Genomic DNA, 17,327 nt, shown 5'->3' on the forward strand with positions numbered 1-17,327 from the left:
AACTAAAAATTTATTATGAGGTTAAGACATTATTTATGAGGTTAAGACATTATTTTAGAAATAATTATTATCAGGAGTGGAAAAAATATAAGGAAATTATCAAGTATATGAATTATCAAGTATATGATAGTAAATATAAAGTACATATAAAAATAAATTTGTTTGAAAAAGAGCAAGATTCATTAAATCTGATTAAGTGATGATTGATATAATGTTGCATGGATAAAAGGAGGAAAGCTGCAATGTCTTATAAAGTAATTAATGTCATAACAGCTATTGACTATATAGAAGAACATTTATCAGAAAAATTGGATTTAGATATAGTTGCTAATGCTGTTCATTATTCAAAATATCATCTACATAGAACTTTCACATCTTCTGTTGGCTTGACGATGCATGATTATATAAAGCGAAGAAAATTAACAGAAGCTGCAAAACTATTGGTATTTTCAAAGAAACCAATAATTGAAATTGCGTTAATAGCTGGATATGAAAGTCAACAGGCATTCACTTCTATATTTAAAGCTATGTACAAAAAATCTCCAAATAAATATCGAAAAGAACAAGAATTTTATCCTTTGCAGCTAAGATTTGTTTTGAAAAAAGACAATTTATTTTCAAAGAATGTGCTAGAGTTAGAAAAAGAAATTAAACTTGCAAATAGGTCCGATATACCATTATGGATGAATTTAGTGAGATTAGTCATAGATGGATTTCCAAACTTGCAAGAGGAAGAATATATTTCTCAATTGGAACAGTATATTTTAGAAGAAAGAGCTTTGATATTAAAGCTTAATAACACTGCTATTGCCAACATGGTATTTAATAGAGAAACTAGAAGTATTGATTTTTTTGGGATACATCCACAATATCGTAATTCAGATATTGCACAAGTGTTTTTGAAGAAAGTTATTGAAGATTTCTTGATAGATACAGATATTTCAATTACTACCTTTCGAGAGGGTGACAAAGCAGATACAGGGCATAGAGATATGATAAAGAAGTTGGGTTTTGCAGAGGCAGAATTACTTGTGGAGTTTGGATATCCTACTCAAAAATTTGTCCTGAATTCTGTAGATAAAAAGGAGAATAAATAGCAAGAATGATTAAAAACTCCAAAACACAATTAAGTATAATGATTCAATATAAGTACTTAATTAACAAGGAGGATTTAAATGTCTGAAAATAAACAGGTAGTAAATTATGATTCTATTGTGTCTGATTATGAACATAACATATATGAAAATGATACAGAGTTGTTAACTTTTTTCCCAGATGAGATTGTACATCTAATAGATATAAATAACAAGTTAGAAGATGCTTTTAAGAAAGCTGAAAATCTTGTTGGAAAACTTGACAGAGACTATATGGAAGCCAAAATGTATATGGTAAAAAATCGGGGAGAAATAGACCCACATGAAATGTTTCAAAATGAACAATCACTAAAACAAATAGATAATTATGGAGCTTTTATGGTGAAAGTTCGAGATAAGATTGATAAGATTAAAGATTCTCCATATTTTGCTAGAATAGATTTTAGATTGAAAGATATGGATGATGAATATAAGTACTATATAGGTAGATTTGCATTTGATTATGAAGATGAACTGTTAATACTTGATTGGCGTTCTCCAATTGCCAGTATGTTTTATGATTATGAAATAGGGAAAGCAGGATATGATGCACCAATAGGATGGGTAGACGGAGAAATAACAAGAAAGCGACAGTTTAAAATTAAAAATGGGAAATTGGAATATGCATTAGAAAGTTCTATTAATATACAAGATGATATTCTTCAAAAGGAGCTTAGTCATACTTCAGATGAAAAAATGAAGTCTATTATTTCAACAATACAAAAGGAACAAAATCAAATTATTAGAAACGATAAAGCTGATACATTAATTATTCAAGGTGTGGCTGGTTCTGGGAAAACATCTATAGCATTACATAGAATTGCATTTCTTCTTTATAGATTTAAAGATAAAATAGAAGCAAACAATGTGATTATCTTATCACCTAATAAAGTCTTTGGAGACTATATTTCCAACGTTCTACCAGAACTTGGAGAAGAACCATTATGTGAATTAAGTTTTGAAAATATAGCAGAAGTACAATTAGAGAGAATTATTAATTTTGAAAGTGAAAGAGACCCATTAGAAATAAATGATGATAAATGGACTGAAAGAGTGCGATTTAAGTCTACGCTCGATTTTGTAAAACTTATGGATAGTTATATAAAACAGATGCCTAATAAGATTTTTATTCCAGAAGATTATACTTTTGGAAGCTTCATAGCTAAAAGTGATTGGATACAGAGTAGATTTGAGGCGTATAATAAATATCCAGTTAAGAGAAGGCTAGAGAAAGTAGCTGAAGATATTCATTATAGATTTGAAACAGATAATATTATGGAAGAGGATTTACCAAGAGTAAAAAGCATACTTAAGAACTTGAATGGAATGTTGACAATAAAAAATACTCTTACGTTATATAAGGATTTTTTTAAACAAATGGATATATCAAATATGTTTGTGATGGCATCAAAGAAAACTCTTGAGTGGTCAGATGTATACCCATTTATATATATTCATGCTGCATATGAAGGAATACAAGAAGATAAAGTTATAAGACATATTGTTATTGATGAAATGCAAGATTATACACCTATTCAATACGCTGTAATAAACTTACTTTTTAAGTGTAAAAAGACTATTCTTGGAGACTTTGGACAATTAGTTAATCCTAATCATACTCATACACTAGATGATATGAGACAACTATATAATGATGGAGAATTAGTTACATTAAACAAAAGTTATCGTTCTACCTTTGAGATTATTAACTTTGCAAAAAAAATTCAAGACATATCTTCATTAGAACCTATTGAACGACATGGAGAAGAACCAGCTTTATTAAAATGTAATAACGAGCAAGATGAAATAAATAAGATAAAAACAGAAATTGAAGAATTTAAAAAGAGTGATAATGCTACTCTTGGCATTATATTAAAGACAGATAATGACGCTAAAGCTATGTATGATGCGTTAAGAGAAGAATATAGTGTTCACTTAATATCTTCTGAAAGTTCTAGCTTTACAAAAGGAGTATCCATAACTTCTGTTAAAATGTCAAAAGGCCTAGAGTTTGATGAAGTTATTGTCCCTTCAGTAAATAATAAAACGTATTATAGTGATTATGACCGAAGCTTGTTGTATATTGCTTGTACACGAGCTATGCATAAACTTAAACTAACATATGTTGGGAAATTAACTCAACTTATAGGTATGTAGATTATATATTTAGTCATTATATGTGTTTATGTATTATAAATGTAACTTACTGCTAAAACTCATTAATAACTCATTAATAAATCAATAAAAAATACGTATAAAAAATAAAAGCTATAAATCATATTTAAAATTTTATAATTTATAGCTTTTATAATGTTAATTTCTCTCAAAGTGAAGTTGCAATTTAAGTTTATAAATTAGAATGAAATAGCAATATATCTATAATAGTTCCTAATTTCTTAATGCTGATATTATATTATCTATACATTTATTGATTTTCTAAGAAAATCTGATGTTATAGTACGACCTTTTTCCACCATTTCTATTGGAGTACCTTCAAATACGACCTGACCACCATTTTTACCACCATCAGGACCGATATCAATCACCCAATCCGCTTGTTTCAATACATCTAAATTATGTTCAATTATAATTACAGTATTACCTTTCTCTACTATATGCTCAAAAATCAGCATAAGGTTTTCAATATCAGACCCATGGAGTCCTGTAGTTGGCTCATCTAAAATATAGATAGTACCTTTTTTATTGAGGTTTTTAGCTAACTTAATTCTTTGACGCTCTCCTCCAGATAGTGTACTAAGCGGTTGACCTAAGGTCATATAAGATAAGCCAACATCTTTCATAGTTTGTAAGATTTTACAAAGCTTCTTTTCTGTAAAAAATTCGAGAGCTTCATCTACTGTCATAGATAGTATATCAACTATATGTTTGTCTTTATATAATTTTGACAAAACTTCCTTACTATATCTAGTACCTTTGCAAGCTTCACATGTATTAATAATAGGGTCCATGAATACAAGCTCTGTAACAAGTACTCCTTTACCATCACAAACAGGACAAGCACCCTTTGAATTAAAACTGAATAAACCTTCTTCAACATTATTTTCCTTAGCAAATACTTTTCTTATTTCATCAAAGAAACCAAGAAATGTAGCAGGCGTAGAGCGATTTGTAGCTGTAATGGGGCTCTGGTCGATTTTAATAACATCTTTTTCATACTTTTTTGCAAAAACATGAGAAATTAAAGTACTTTTACCAGAACCAGCTACTCCAGTAACAACAGTCATAATTCCAACTGGTAAGTCTATATCAACATGTTTTAGATTATTTATACAAGCATCTCTAATTGGAAGAATACCTTTTGACTGACGAGCATTAGTTTTTATAGGTAATGATAGATTCATTGCATTTGAAGTAAGAGTGTCTGCTAGAAGTAACTTATCATAAGAACCTTGGAACACAATATGTCCACCATGTGTACCAGCTTTTGGACCAATATCTATAACTTCATCTACTATGGATATAACATCTTTATCATGCTCTACGACAAGGACAGTGTTTCCTCTATCTCTAAGATTTTTTAATAACTGATTCATACGATGTACATCTCGTGGATGCATACCAGTACTAGGTTCATCGAAAATATAAGTCAGACCTGTGAGGCTACTTCCCATATATCGCACAAGTTTTAATCTTTGAGCTTCTCCTCCAGATAAAGATGATGATTCTCTATTTAGGTGTAGGTAGGGAAGTCCAATATCAATCATCCTTTTTAAACCATCAACAAGAGTTTTTATTACAGTTTCAACTCTTTTATCCTTTATTTGTAACAATAAATCATAAAGGTCGGTAAGTTCCATATCACACATATCTGCAATCGAATATCCTAAAATAGTGCAGTTAAGAGTTTCTTTATTTAATCTTTTTCCATGGCATATAGGACATTCTTCATCTGTTATAAGTCTCTCTGATTTTTCCTTTGTGTGTTTACTCATATTGCTAATATCTCGATTTAGATATGTTTGATTATATTTGTTAAAAATACCTTCTACTTTGGGATTTTCCTGTTTGCCATTTTTATTTTTTGAGCCATAAAGCAATAAATTATATTCTTCTAAAGAATAATCCTTTAGAGGTTTATCTAAGTCAAAAAGTCCAGACTCTGCATACTGCTTCCAATACCATGAATTAGGTTTAAATAAAGAGTCATTTATACATCCTGTATTCAATGAGTTTTCAGTATTTAGAATAGATTCAATATTGATTACCTTAACCCTACCAATTCCAGAACAATTTTTACACATACCATTGGGGTCATTAAAAGAAAAATGTGAAGTTGTTCCTATGTAAGGTTCTCCAATTCTAGAAAATAATAGTCTTAATGATGAATACAAATCACTTATAGTACCAACTGTGGAACGTGCATTGCCACCAAGAGGAGTTTGGTCTACGATTACAGAAGCAGTTAAATTATCAATCAGCTCTACCTGAGGTTTTCTATATTTAGGCAATCTATTTCTGATAAATGAAGAATATGTCTCATTCATCTGTCTTTGTGATTCTGCTGCAATTGTATCAAATACAATACTGGATTTTCCAGAGCCAGAAACTCCAGTAAAAACAACAATTTTATTTTTAGGAATTTTAAATGATATATTTTTTAGGTTATTTTGTGTAAGTCCTTTTATTATAATATTTGACATGAATGTTAAATCCTTTCTGAGTATATTTTAGTAAAGTAATTTTATTGTGTAAGCATATTATAATAAAATTAAAAGCTACTTTCTTGATATATTCTGCTATGTTATAGAAAGTATTTCTAAGTTCAACCAGTCTTACACAATCTGAATAAATAGTAGTTGATAATAGATAAAAAAGTATATAGTAGATAATAACAATTTGATAAATATAAAGATACTTATACAATTAAAACGACTTGACATTTAAAACTTACTATTGTAATATTTAAATATTACAATAGTAAGTTTTAAAAAAGAATAAATTATTACCTCACAAACTGAAAGGAGGACATAATGATATTAATAGTTATATTAAGTATCTTCATCATAACTTTAATCAAAATAATTATATTAGGTAAAGAAAATATAAGAGACATTGCTATTCCTTTAATCCTATTTATTGTTAGTGATTTTTTATTTTTGTGTGGAAACATCATATTTAGGGGAGGATTAATTCTACTATTTATAGGTTTATTTGCAATACCATTGATGTTAATTGCATTTATATGGATTTGTGTACATATGGTTAAGCTTTACTATAAAAAAGCTCTAAATAAAAGAAAAATGATTGGATGTATATTTAGTATTTTTATAAGTATAGGTACTATATTTATTCCTAGTCCAAGTGAAAGTTTTAGATTTAAACTTTATGAAGAAGATTATAATGTAGTAGCTAAAGCTATTTTAAAAGCTTATGATGAAAAAAAGTTAAGCGATGAATGTAATTTTTATATTAAATATGATACAAGTGAATTGGAGAAAATATTTTCTAAAGAAGTAATAAAAAAAATAGAAAAATTAAATAGAAATTTAAATGTAGTTAAAATCTCTGGAGATAAAAATTTAGTCTATTTTTTCTTTGGAGCCGAATTACAATCTGTTGATGGAGTTGTAATTGTTAAAGACTTGAAAGATGCTAAACCAAAATTAGATTTTATCAACAGAAGTATTCAAGCTCCTAGATTGGAGCATATTACAAACAATGTCTATTATTTTAAAGGTGGACTATAACTTATATAGAGGAGATAGTATAAAGTATGAAAAGAAAAAATAATTTTATTTGGGCAGTTATCTTATTGATTGTTATAGCTATAGGAGTATATTATGTAGGAAAAAAGCATAACAATACAAAACAAAAACATGATAAGAATTATATAAACTCTGAATTAAATAAATCTAAAATTGAAAACAATAATCAAAATAAAAAGGAAAAAATTAATATAGTTGATTATAGCGATTGTTTTGAAAATATTAGTGGAGGAGCTATTTTTTATAACAGTAAAAATAAAGAATATAATATATATAACAAAGAGTTAATTGAAACAAGAAGGTCACCATGTTCTACTTTTAAAATAATTTCAACTCTAATTGGTCTAGAAAAAGGGGTAATAAACTCAAAAGAATCAGTTATGGGATATGATGGTACAATTTATAAAAATGAAAATTGGAATAGAAATCTTACTTTAGAAGAGGCATTTAAGGAATCTTGTGTTTGGTACTACAAAAAATTATTAAATCAAGTTGACTCTAAATCTGTTCAAAAAATTCTAGATGATTTAAAATATGGTAACTGTGATATTAGTGAATGGGAAGGCGATTTAAAAAATGGAAAGGGATATTTAAATGGATTTTGGTTAGAATCTTCATTACAAATATCTCCAAAAGAGCAAGCGGAAACAGTAGCAAAGATATTTGAAGGAGATACAAGCTTTAAAAAAGAGCATATTAATATTTTAAAAGATATTATGAAAATAGATGTAAATGATAAAAACATAAATTTGTATGGAAAAACTGGTACAGGATATGATAGAAAAAATCAACGTGCAGATGCGTGGTTTGTTGGTATGGTACAAATTAAAGATGATACTTATTATTTTGCTATTAAATCAGATGATTCCAATAAAGAAGTTACAGGTCCAAAGGTAAAAGAGATTGCAATTAATATAATTAAGAAATACTATAATGTCACAAAATAAACTTAATTTTATTTGAGGGTATAGCCTATTTAATTATTAAATAATTTTACTAAGTTAAATATAGATAGAGTATAAATTCTATAGTACATAAAATATTTGCTATTGAGTAATAAAATAAATCCTAATATATATTAAAATAAATGTTAATATCTCTTAGAGACTATGTAATGTATTAAAAGTATAAATAAAATATGTTGCATAGTTTTTATTTTACATTATAATCTTAAATAATATACAAAGATATAATAAATGAAATTAAAAAATGAAATAATATTTTAAGGAGCTGAATGTTATGGATAGACTACTAGATATTAGACCTGTATATGATGAAGATATTAAATTGATAGAAGATTGGATTGAGCAAGAATATATACTTAAATGGTTTAAAAGTTCTGAAGAATGGATAAAAGAAATTAAAGCTAGATTTGGAGAATTTAGCTTTGTAAAACACTTTATTGTTATGTATGATAATATGCCAATTGGGTTTTGTCAATATTATGACTGTCTTAGTGCTAATGAAGTTTTTCATCCTGACATACCAATTATAGGTACATTTAGTATAGACTATTTAATTGGAGAGGAAGAATATTTAAGGAAAGGTATTGGAAAAGCAATCATTAAATTACTTATACATAAAATATTTAACGAAACAGAAGCTGAAAGAATAGTAGTGACGCCAGAAAAAGAAAATCTTGCTTCTTGTAATTCTTTAAGAACGAATAATTTTGAATACGATGAAGAAAATGATTTATATTACTTGAGTAAGAGTGATTTTTTGAGCAAAAATGATTTAGACTGATTAAAAATAATTAAAAATATAGATGTGTTTATAAAATATGATTTGCCTAATTAAAGCAGGTATTTTAATAGTTGTTTATATTTAGATTTGTGTCACTATAATGTCATTTTAGGTTGATAAAATTTAACCATAAAGGAGATGATTGTATATGGAAATACTAAAATGTGAAAATCTCACAAAAATATATGGTTCAAATCAAACTAGGGTGACAGCCCTAAATAATGTGAATTTATCAGTTCAAAAAGGGGATTTTGTATCCATTGTAGGAGCATCTGGCTCTGGTAAATCTACATTATTACACATGCTTGGAGGAGTAGATAGACCCACATCTGGGAAAATTTATATTGAAGATACAGAAATAGCAAGTTTAAAAGAAGAAGCTCTTGCAGTTTTTCGACGTAGAAAAGTGGGTCTTATCTATCAATTTTATAATCTTATACCAACTCTTGATGTTAGGAAAAATATATTATTACCGATGTTACTTGATAAAAGAAAAGTTGATGAAGATAGATTTTCTGAAATTGTATCAATACTAGGATTATCTGATAGATTAAATCATCTTCCAAGTCAACTTTCAGGTGGACAACAACAAAGAGTATCTATAGCTAGAAGTTTAATCTATAGACCAGCTATCTTATTAGCAGATGAGCCAACAGGTAATCTCGATAGAAAAAATTCAGAAGAAATTGTAGATTTACTAAACTTATCGAATAAAAGATTTAATCAGACAATACTTCTTATTACTCATGATGAGAAAATAGCACTAGAAGCAAATCGTATTGTAACTATGGAAGATGGTGTGATTGTCTCTGAAAAGGTGGTGAAGAAATGAATATTCTTCAAGAATACACCTTAGACTTTGTACGACGCAATAAACGCAGTAGTATAGCTATAATGCTAGCCATATTACTTACTACAACAATGATGTCTTCTTTATGTGGATTGTTGTATACTATGTGGAGTGATTTCGTAAGACTTTCAATAGAGAAAGAAGGCAACTGGCATGGTGAATTATTTGATACTACTTATGGAAGCGACCTATCATTAATTGAAAATTTTTCTTCAGTTGATGATATAATGGTAAAAGGGCAATGGTATGTAGGAAAAATTAGTAATGACAAAAGAGATTATATAATTTATAGAAATGCTACATCAGAATACTGGAACTCCATGCCAGAAAAAGACACTATACTAGAAGGTCGTCAACCAAAGAATGTTAATGAAATTGCACTTTCAAAACAGTACTTTGAAAGTAATCCAAGTACAAAGATTGGCGATAAGATTACTATTCCAATAGGAAATAGAACTTTAAATGGAAATTCTCTTGAACCCGTAGCCCCAAAATCAAAAAGCGAGAGTTTTAAAAAAACTTCAGAAATCACATTAACGATAGTAGGAAAAATGGATGTTACAACATCATCAGTTGTACCTGCATACACAGCTTTAGGATATTTGGATAAAAAAAGTATAAAACCCAATGATAATATAACTGTGTACTTACGATTTAAAAATATAAGAGATACATATAAAGAACTCCCAAAGCTTGCTAAGTCATTGGGATGGAAAACTAACGAATATGGAAAATACAATCTTAAATACAATAGCAATTATCTTTTAAAGATGTTAGTCTTTTCTCCAGAACAGAAAGCATCCATGAAGAGTATAGAAAAATTTGCAACTCCAATTATGTACTTTACAATAGCAATTTTTACAGTAGCAGTGTTTGTAATGGTGATTTACAATGCATTTTCATTATCAGCAAATGCTAGGCTTACTCAATTAGGGATATTATCTAGCATTGGTGCATCACCAAAACAAATTAGGAAATCTGTGCTATTTGAAGGCTTTTTATTAACTATTATACCTCTGCCAATTGGTTTATTTTTAGGCTGGTTATTGTGTGATAGACTTATAATTTATATTAATTCAATCAATTCTTCTACAGGTACTCAAAGTGTGGTATATACTTATGGTATTCCTGCTTTTTTACCAGCAATTTTACTTACAATAATAACAGTCTGGATTTCTGCACTTATACCAGCACGAAAAGTATCAAAGATATCTCCTATAGAAGCAATACGACAAGGAGATAGTATTAAGATAAAAAAATCACATAAATATTCGCTAGGAAAGATATTTGGTATAGAAGGAGAACTTGCAATGAATGCACTTCATGCACGTAAAAAATCCTATCGTACTGCAACAATATCTTTAACACTATCTTTTCTATTGCTTACAGGTTTTTTGCATATAATCGCAAACCAAGAAGGAGCAGAAGCCGTCTATGGAAGTGATGTCTATCAAGAACAGAGGGATATATCAATCCATTTAGCAAATGGTGAATCTGTAGAGCCTACTTTTATTGAAAAGTTAAGTAAGACAGAAGGTGTAAAGAGTTCATTATATTATCTTAAAATGTCTGCTACTACTTGGCTAACTGAAAAAGATGCCTCAAAAGAGCTTGCAGAAAATGGTGGATTTAAAGATGTAGTTTCATCTAAAAAATACTCTCCTATAGAACGTAATGGAAAGTTTCGTATATATTCAGCTATAATTGGGCTTGATGATGATAGTTTTGCAGAATACTGTAGACAAATTTCTGTAGACCCAAAGTTATTCTACGATACAGAAAATCCAACTTCAATTGTATATAATAAAGAGGAGGATATTAATCGTAGTACACGAAGAGATAAAGTATATATGGATTATTTAAATCTTTCAATAGGAGACAATCTTAAATTAAATGAAAGAATATCTGATGAAGATAAAGGCGATTATACTTTTAATATGAAAGTGGGAGCTATTACAAATACCCTTCCTCAAATAATAAATACTAATTCAAGATATACATTAATTCAAATAGTACCAATGTCTATAGTACAGGAAATATCTAAAAATTATAATGAAGAAGGTAGATTACGTTCAAATAATATGATGGGATTATTTAAAGTAGATAATCGTGAGGATATTCCAAAAGTAAGAGGGAAACTAGAGTCTATTTACAATAAAGCTTATGGGTCTGGAGATTATAGTATTGAAGATGTCGTAGAAAATGAAGAAAAAGGTGCTAGTGGAAGAAAGACTATGAATTTAATAGTAAGCTTCATTACAGGATTGTTGGCTATGATTGGATTATCTAATGTACTGGCTACAGTATCAGGAAATCTTAGAAGCAGACGACAAGAGTTTGCCATGTTACGTTCTGTTGGATTATCACCAGATGGTATAAAAAAGATGCTTGTTTTAGAAGGCTTATTTTTAGGAATTACACCATTATTACTTAGTATTCCTGTGCAAATAGCAATAGTGTATATTTTTCTACGTATAAATGAAATACACTTTATAGAGTATCTGCCATTTGCACCTTTATCTACAATAATAGGTTTTACTGTATTGATACTTTTTATTGTAATATCATCATATATGATAGGATATAAGCAATTAAAGAATGAAAATATAGTAGAATCTATAAAAAATGAAACAATATAAATAAAAGTTATCTGAATTAATTTAAGAGGAGCACGTTAAGACTATCTATAAGTATAGTTAAATTATTTATTTAATAAAATGTGATTTATTTGATAAAGTCTAAAATATAACTAGAAATATATTGTTTAAATAATAGATAGAATAATAAATATGGCTGGATTATAGGATTTTACCTATAATCCAGCTTTTTATGTATAAAATTTAATTATGAATCTTGCACCACCATTATGACAATTTTCTGCATGTAGAGTACCATTTTGACGTTCTATAATAGACCTTGATAAAGCAAGTCCTATACCAATACTGTCTTTATGAGCATTTTTACCACGATAAAATCTATTAAAGATATATGGGAGTTCTTCCTGAGAAAACCCCTTACCATTATCCTCTATAATAATTTCAGCATATAAAGGGTTTTTGCTGTAATAAGCAATAATATGTCCACCATCTTCTATATGTTCACTACAATTTTTAAAAATATTTAAAAGAGCTTCTAACGTCCAATTAATATCAACTTCAAATTCTACTGAATCGGAACCTTTGATAGAAAGTGTTTGATGTTTTTCTTTTAAAGAATCTTCTATAGGCTCAACTGCATAAGTAAGGAGAGAATATATATCTATAAGTTTTCTTTCAAATATTAAAGTACTTGCATCCAATTTTGATAATATAAGTAAAGATGAAACTAATCTCTCAAGTCTTGAAATTTGATTTGTTAGTCTATTAATATAATCTAGTTCTTCATCTGGACAAGTTTCTGCAAGTAATTGTGCCATAAGTGACATAGAAGTAATTGGAGTCTTAAGTTGATGTGCAATATCCGCAAGATTATCAGAGAGAGACTGTCTTTCTTTCAAAGCAAACTCTTTTGAACAACGAAGTTCCCCTACTGTTTTATATATCTCATCTTCAAGGTGAGAAAATTCATCTTCACATCGTACAAGCACAGATTCTTTTCCTGAATTTACTTCTTCTAAATATCGAGTAAGATTGTTTATTCTATTTATTTTTTGTTTATTTTGCCTACATTTAATTATATATACTACTAGAGCTATTGTTGAAATTATAATAAATGAGACTCCTAAAAAGTAAAAAAAGTTTTTGCTCCAAAATGTATTTTTAGAATATCCATACTTTAATAAAATCTCATTTCCTATTTTAAAGTCATTGTTACCAGAATCTTTTAGAGATTTTAGTATATATTCTGTAGACTTAGGATTTAACTCGTATGATGCACCAATAGCTTTAGACATCATCTTATATTCATCAAAAGAAGTTACAGTTGTTAGAATTACACTTAACAAAATAGTTATAGCTAAGCAGAATACTATAAAAACAAATGTATTATTGATATTTTTTGGAGTTTTCACTAGCTGTCCTCCATTCTATATCCTATGCCTCTCAATGTTTTTATACAAGGTGGATTTTTTAATTTTTCCCTAAGACGCTTTATTGTGACAGTAAGAGTATTGTCATTGACAAAGTTGCCATCTACATCCCATAGCATTTCTAATAACTTTGTGCGAGTCATAGCTTTATTTTTATTTTCCATCAAGCTCAAAAGAAGTTTATATTCTCCTGCAGTCAAAAGCACTTCAACATTATCTAAATATACTTTGACTTCAACTTTATTCAATTTTATATTTTCGCATGTAATAGTATTGTTAGTCTCAAAATGAGTTCGTCTAAGGACTGCATTAATTCTAGATTGGAGTACTGAAAGCAAAAATGGTTTAACCACATAGTCATCTGCTCCCATATCTAATCCATGTATAATATCTTTTTCATCATCACGGACTGTCAAAAATATCACTGGAGTATTTTCTATACTTTTGATATACTGACAAAATTCATATCCAACACCATCAGGTAAATTTAAATCAAGCAGAACCAAATCAATAGTTTTATCGAAGTTTTTCTTAGCTTCAGCAATTGTATTATAACAACATATTGTGTGATTTTTCTTTTCAAGAGACGTTTTTATCCCAAATGTAATTGTATCATCATCTTCTAGAAGTAGTATTTTAGCCATTTACTTTAAATCCTTTCTTAGTTTAAATTAGCAGCTTTAGACTTAATATTTTATCATACTGGAAATAGGGAAAAATATCATTTAAGTAATATAAAATTTATTTTACAAACTTAAGTCTAAGCTTTAAGTGAATCTATCAAAAGAAAAAGTGTTGTTTCAATAAATTTATCCTCATCTATATTAAAATTGTTTAGGTATGATTTTCCTGTTACAGATAATAAATTAAAAAATCCTGTAAGTGTAAATATTGATGAATACATAAGAATAGGTATTTCAATATCATACCTAATACTTCCATCATTTTTTCCAACTTCAAACATTTCTTGAATTTCATTAAACATAAATTTATTAAAAGAAAAAAACTTATTCTTAAATGGTATTTCTGTATCTGAGTTTTTAGATTTTACAATACCAATCATTCCCATAAGAGATAGAAGGGATGGATTCGTACAATAAAATTTGTGAAATGCAAAGTATGAAAGCTTTATTTTTTCAAAACCTGTTTTACCCTTTGCACTTTCTATTTCAATACTATCCCAAAGTCTCTTATATCCTCTTAAAACAACAGCAAAAAATAAATCCTCTTTACATGAGAAATATTTATATATGGTGCGTTTAGTATATTCAACTTCTTTTGCCAATTCGTTCATAGTTGTATTATCAAATCCATTAAGACAAAATAATATTTCTGCTTTATTAATAATATCATTTTCTTTTTGTATTTTTTCTTTATCTCTTCTTGATAATTCTGACATATAAATTGTTCCTTTCTATTGATAATAATGTATACCGATGGTATACTTATGTAACTGCAATATATTTATATACTGATGGTATACTTTTATAAAAATAAAATTGATATCAGGGATTATAGATATTTATAACTTCACTAATTAATTATATAGGCAAAATACTAAATAGGGGGAATTTATTTATGAAAATAACAGAAAATGTATTAATGTTGGATAGTACTCGTGGCTCAAATTGTTTTATTGTGTTTGATGAAGAAATTACTCTTATAGACACAGGACTTCCTTTTATGGGTAATAATATGATTAAAGAATTAAAAAGACTTGGGATTCAACTTACAGATATTAAGCACATTTTACTAACACATCATGATGTTGACCACATATCTAATATTAAGTTATTAAAAGAACATACAAGAGCAGAAGTGTGGGCTCATATAGAAGATATACCTTTTATTACAGGAGAGAAGGATAGACCTGGATTTAAAAAGTTTATTGGAAAGACAATTTCTAGAAGAATTATTAAGGATATTAAACCTTATGGAGAAAATATGAAGGTTGGAAATATACAAATTATCCATACTCCTGGTCATACGCCGGGACATGTATGTATGATTTTTGAAGATGTATTATTCGCAGGGGATTTAGTTAAAAATAAGAATGGCAGTATAATTCCTTATCCTAATCTTTGGAATTGGGATTCTAAAAAGATGATGAAATCTATAAAAGAGTTAGATAATTTAAAATACAAATGGATATGTATGTCTCATGGGACTCCTTGTATTAAATAAAAAATAGTAATTTATCAGACATATACTATATTATCTATTGACTATATCCAACATTGGTGATAATATAATATCCAAGATAGAGTATAGGTGGTGAATTTCATGATACGCACTTTAATTTTATATTATTTAAATATTAAACCAACACATGGGTATGAGATTCAAAAGTTTCTACAGGTGTCTGGTGCAGATAGATGGACTAAAATACAGTCTGGGTCAATATATTATGCGTTGACAAAATTAGAAAAAGATGGAGCAGTTAGAGTTTTAAGAGAAGAAAAAACTGGTGCTAGAATTCGTAAAATCTATGAGATTACCCAAAGTGGCAAACTAGAATTAAAGGAAGAAATACAAAAAGAACTTCAGATGCCAATAGTTCCAACGGGTTCAAATAAATTTCTGTTACATAATATTTTGGATATATTACCTAAGGATACTTTACAAAAAAATCTTGAAAAGCATATAAAATATTTGATAGAGCAGAAGAGGTATTGGGAAAATTGGAAAGAGATTAAAAAAATTGATAGCAAGAGTCTTGCAACAGAAAAAATTGCATTTGATATGACAATAGGCAATCTAAATTATCAAATCCTATGGCATGAAGAAATACTAAATAATCTTGATAAGTATATATCTGTAGGTTGCGAAACGCAGAACATAATTAAATCTATAGACTTTTCAAATATAGAAGAAAATTTTTTATTTACATCTGAAACAACAAATGAGTTACTCGAAGTTCAGAGACTTAGGGATGAAATAATTGATAATCCAGATAAAGCTATAGAAAACATAGATAAAATAATATTAAAATTACAAAATAAGCAGTAAATTTCATTATAATAACACGAGTACAATACTCGTGTTTTAAAAAAGTAATATATACAATGTTGGATATATAATATTGGGTAAATATTGAGGAGGATTTTATAAATGAGTAATGTATTGTTAGAGATTGAAAGTTTATGTAAGAAGTATAACGATAAAGAAGTTGTATCAGGAGAAAGTTTTAAGGTATTAGAAGGAGATATTTTAGGTTTTATTGGACCAAATGGAGCAGGTAAAAGTACATCTATAAATATGTTTACTACAATTGTATCTCCAGACACTGGAAATATATATTATAAAGGAAAAGATATTGATAATCAACAAAATACTTTTAAGCGTTCACTTGGTGTTGTCCCACAGGAATTAGCTATATATGAAGATTTAAGTGCATATGATAATGTTAAATTTTTCTGCTCATTATATGGATTTAGAGGTAGTGAACTTAAACGTCGAACTAAAGAAGCTTTGGAGTTTGTTGGACTATGGGATAGATATAAGGAGTTTCCAACAAAATTCTCTGGAGGAATGAAGCGTAGGCTAAATATAGCTTGTGCAATTGCACATAGCCCAAAAATTCTCATCATGGATGAACCAACAGTAGGCATCGACCCTCAATCAAGAAACAAAATTATGCAAACAATCAAAGACCTTAATGCTAGTTGCACAACAGTTATATATACTAGCCACTATATGGAAGAGATTGAAACTTTATGTAATAGAATTGTTTTAATAGATAAAGGGGTGATTATAGAAGATTTAGATAAGAGTTTATATAAAAATAAATATTTAAAATTTGGTTGTAAGACATTCTTACAGGTACAGATTTAAGAGACTTGGAG

Annotated in this window: 14 protein-coding genes; 10 read left to right on the plus strand and 4 right to left on the minus strand. The window is 28.2% G+C overall.

What is annotated here, in order from left to right; translation table 11 throughout:
• Nucleotides 1-242: 242 nt before the first annotated feature.
• Nucleotides 243-1,097, plus strand: coding sequence for a helix-turn-helix transcriptional regulator (locus ACTG44_RS02595; protein ID WP_479921213.1), 855 nt, complete (start codon nt 243-245; stop codon nt 1,095-1,097).
• 78 nt (nt 1,098-1,175) lie between these two features.
• Nucleotides 1,176-3,290 (plus strand): HelD family protein, encoded by a 2,115-nt coding sequence (locus ACTG44_RS02600; protein ID WP_479921214.1) that lies wholly within the window; start codon nt 1,176-1,178, stop codon nt 3,288-3,290.
• 260 nt (nt 3,291-3,550) lie between these two features.
• Here the strand turns inward: ACTG44_RS02600 and ACTG44_RS02605 are convergent, their stop codons facing one another.
• Nucleotides 3,551-5,794 carry an ATP-binding cassette domain-containing protein gene (locus ACTG44_RS02605; protein WP_479921215.1) on the minus strand — a complete coding sequence of 748 codons (2,244 nt, stop codon included), beginning with the start codon at nt 5,792-5,794 and terminating at the stop codon, nt 3,551-3,553.
• A 330-nt stretch (nt 5,795-6,124) separates the two neighbouring features.
• On the opposite strand from ACTG44_RS02605, the gene ACTG44_RS02610 reads away from it, so the two are divergent.
• The 5 genes from ACTG44_RS02610 (at nt 6,125) to ACTG44_RS02630 (ending at nt 12,094) form a co-directional block, all read left to right on the plus strand.
• Nucleotides 6,125-6,841 (plus strand): hypothetical protein, encoded by a 717-nt coding sequence (locus tag ACTG44_RS02610; protein ID WP_479918040.1) that lies wholly within the window; start codon nt 6,125-6,127, stop codon nt 6,839-6,841.
• A 26-nt stretch (nt 6,842-6,867) separates the two neighbouring features.
• Complete coding sequence (gene blaCDD / locus ACTG44_RS02615; protein WP_479921216.1) at nt 6,868-7,806, plus strand: CDD family class D beta-lactamase; 939 nt, start codon at nt 6,868-6,870, stop codon at nt 7,804-7,806.
• 292 nt (nt 7,807-8,098) lie between these two features.
• Nucleotides 8,099-8,605, plus strand: coding sequence for a GNAT family N-acetyltransferase (locus ACTG44_RS02620; protein WP_479921217.1), 507 nt, complete (start codon nt 8,099-8,101; stop codon nt 8,603-8,605).
• 148 nt (nt 8,606-8,753) lie between these two features.
• The gene (locus ACTG44_RS02625; RefSeq protein WP_021382952.1) at nt 8,754-9,437 is read left to right on the plus strand and encodes an ABC transporter ATP-binding protein; all 684 of its coding nucleotides are present in this window, start codon (nt 8,754-8,756) and stop codon (nt 9,435-9,437) included.
• The gene (locus ACTG44_RS02630; protein ID WP_479921218.1) at nt 9,434-12,094 is read left to right on the plus strand and encodes an ABC transporter permease; all 2,661 of its coding nucleotides are present in this window, start codon (nt 9,434-9,436) and stop codon (nt 12,092-12,094) included. Before ACTG44_RS02625 ends, ACTG44_RS02630 begins: the two co-directional genes overlap by 4 nt.
• 188 nt (nt 12,095-12,282) lie before the next feature.
• Here ACTG44_RS02630 and ACTG44_RS02635 read toward each other — a convergent pair whose 3' ends face one another.
• From ACTG44_RS02635 to ACTG44_RS02645, 3 genes are all read right to left on the minus strand, one after another.
• Nucleotides 12,283-13,464 carry a sensor histidine kinase gene (locus tag ACTG44_RS02635; protein WP_479921219.1) on the minus strand — a complete coding sequence of 394 codons (1,182 nt, stop codon included), beginning with the start codon at nt 13,462-13,464 and terminating at the stop codon, nt 12,283-12,285.
• Nucleotides 13,464-14,126, minus strand: a complete 663-nt coding sequence (locus tag ACTG44_RS02640; RefSeq protein WP_021383001.1) for a response regulator transcription factor — start codon at nt 14,124-14,126, stop codon at nt 13,464-13,466. The genes ACTG44_RS02635 and ACTG44_RS02640 overlap by 1 nt, the downstream gene beginning before the upstream one ends.
• 116 nt (nt 14,127-14,242) lie before the next feature.
• The gene (locus ACTG44_RS02645; RefSeq protein ID WP_021382958.1) at nt 14,243-14,881 is read right to left on the minus strand and encodes a TetR/AcrR family transcriptional regulator; all 639 of its coding nucleotides are present in this window, start codon (nt 14,879-14,881) and stop codon (nt 14,243-14,245) included.
• Nucleotides 14,882-15,060: 179 nt separating this feature from the next.
• Here ACTG44_RS02645 and ACTG44_RS02650 point away from each other — a divergent pair, with 179 nt between their 5' ends.
• The 3 genes from ACTG44_RS02650 to ACTG44_RS02660 all read left to right on the plus strand — a co-directional run bounded on the left by ACTG44_RS02650 (nt 15,061) and on the right by ACTG44_RS02660 (nt 17,316).
• Entirely contained in the window at nt 15,061-15,666 is a 606-nt protein-coding gene (locus tag ACTG44_RS02650) for an MBL fold metallo-hydrolase (RefSeq protein WP_021382935.1), read from the plus strand.
• Nucleotides 15,667-15,765: 99 nt separating this feature from the next.
• On the plus strand, nt 15,766-16,491 hold the full coding sequence (locus tag ACTG44_RS02655) for a PadR family transcriptional regulator (RefSeq protein ID WP_479921220.1): 726 nt from the start codon (nt 15,766-15,768) through the stop codon (nt 16,489-16,491).
• 102 nt (nt 16,492-16,593) lie between these two features.
• Nucleotides 16,594-17,316, plus strand: a complete 723-nt coding sequence (locus ACTG44_RS02660) for an ABC transporter ATP-binding protein (protein WP_479921221.1) — start codon at nt 16,594-16,596, stop codon at nt 17,314-17,316.
• Nucleotides 17,317-17,327: the final 11 nt, after the last annotated feature.

It is taken from the genome of Clostridioides sp. LIBA-2809 (assembly GCF_056688965.1).

Coding starts and splice junctions, on each gene's coding strand:
- ACTG44_RS02620 (WP_479921217.1), top strand. CDS start 8,099: ATGGATAGACTACTAGATATTAGACCTGTATATGATGAAGATATTAAA.
- ACTG44_RS02605 (WP_479921215.1), bottom strand. CDS start 5,794: ATGTCAAATATTATAATAAAAGGACTTACACAAAATAACCTAAAAAAT.
- blaCDD (WP_479921216.1), top strand. CDS start 6,868: ATGAAAAGAAAAAATAATTTTATTTGGGCAGTTATCTTATTGATTGTT.
- ACTG44_RS02600 (WP_479921214.1), top strand. CDS start 1,176: ATGTCTGAAAATAAACAGGTAGTAAATTATGATTCTATTGTGTCTGAT.
- ACTG44_RS02645 (WP_021382958.1), bottom strand. CDS start 14,881: ATGTCAGAATTATCAAGAAGAGATAAAGAAAAAATACAAAAAGAAAAT.
- ACTG44_RS02660 (WP_479921221.1), top strand. CDS start 16,594: ATGAGTAATGTATTGTTAGAGATTGAAAGTTTATGTAAGAAGTATAAC.
- ACTG44_RS02625 (WP_021382952.1), top strand. CDS start 8,754: ATGGAAATACTAAAATGTGAAAATCTCACAAAAATATATGGTTCAAAT.
- ACTG44_RS02640 (WP_021383001.1), bottom strand. CDS start 14,126: ATGGCTAAAATACTACTTCTAGAAGATGATGATACAATTACATTTGGG.
- ACTG44_RS02630 (WP_479921218.1), top strand. CDS start 9,434: ATGAATATTCTTCAAGAATACACCTTAGACTTTGTACGACGCAATAAA.
- ACTG44_RS02655 (WP_479921220.1), top strand. CDS start 15,766: ATGATACGCACTTTAATTTTATATTATTTAAATATTAAACCAACACAT.
- ACTG44_RS02595 (WP_479921213.1), top strand. CDS start 243: ATGTCTTATAAAGTAATTAATGTCATAACAGCTATTGACTATATAGAA.
- ACTG44_RS02650 (WP_021382935.1), top strand. CDS start 15,061: ATGAAAATAACAGAAAATGTATTAATGTTGGATAGTACTCGTGGCTCA.
- ACTG44_RS02610 (WP_479918040.1), top strand. CDS start 6,125: ATGATATTAATAGTTATATTAAGTATCTTCATCATAACTTTAATCAAA.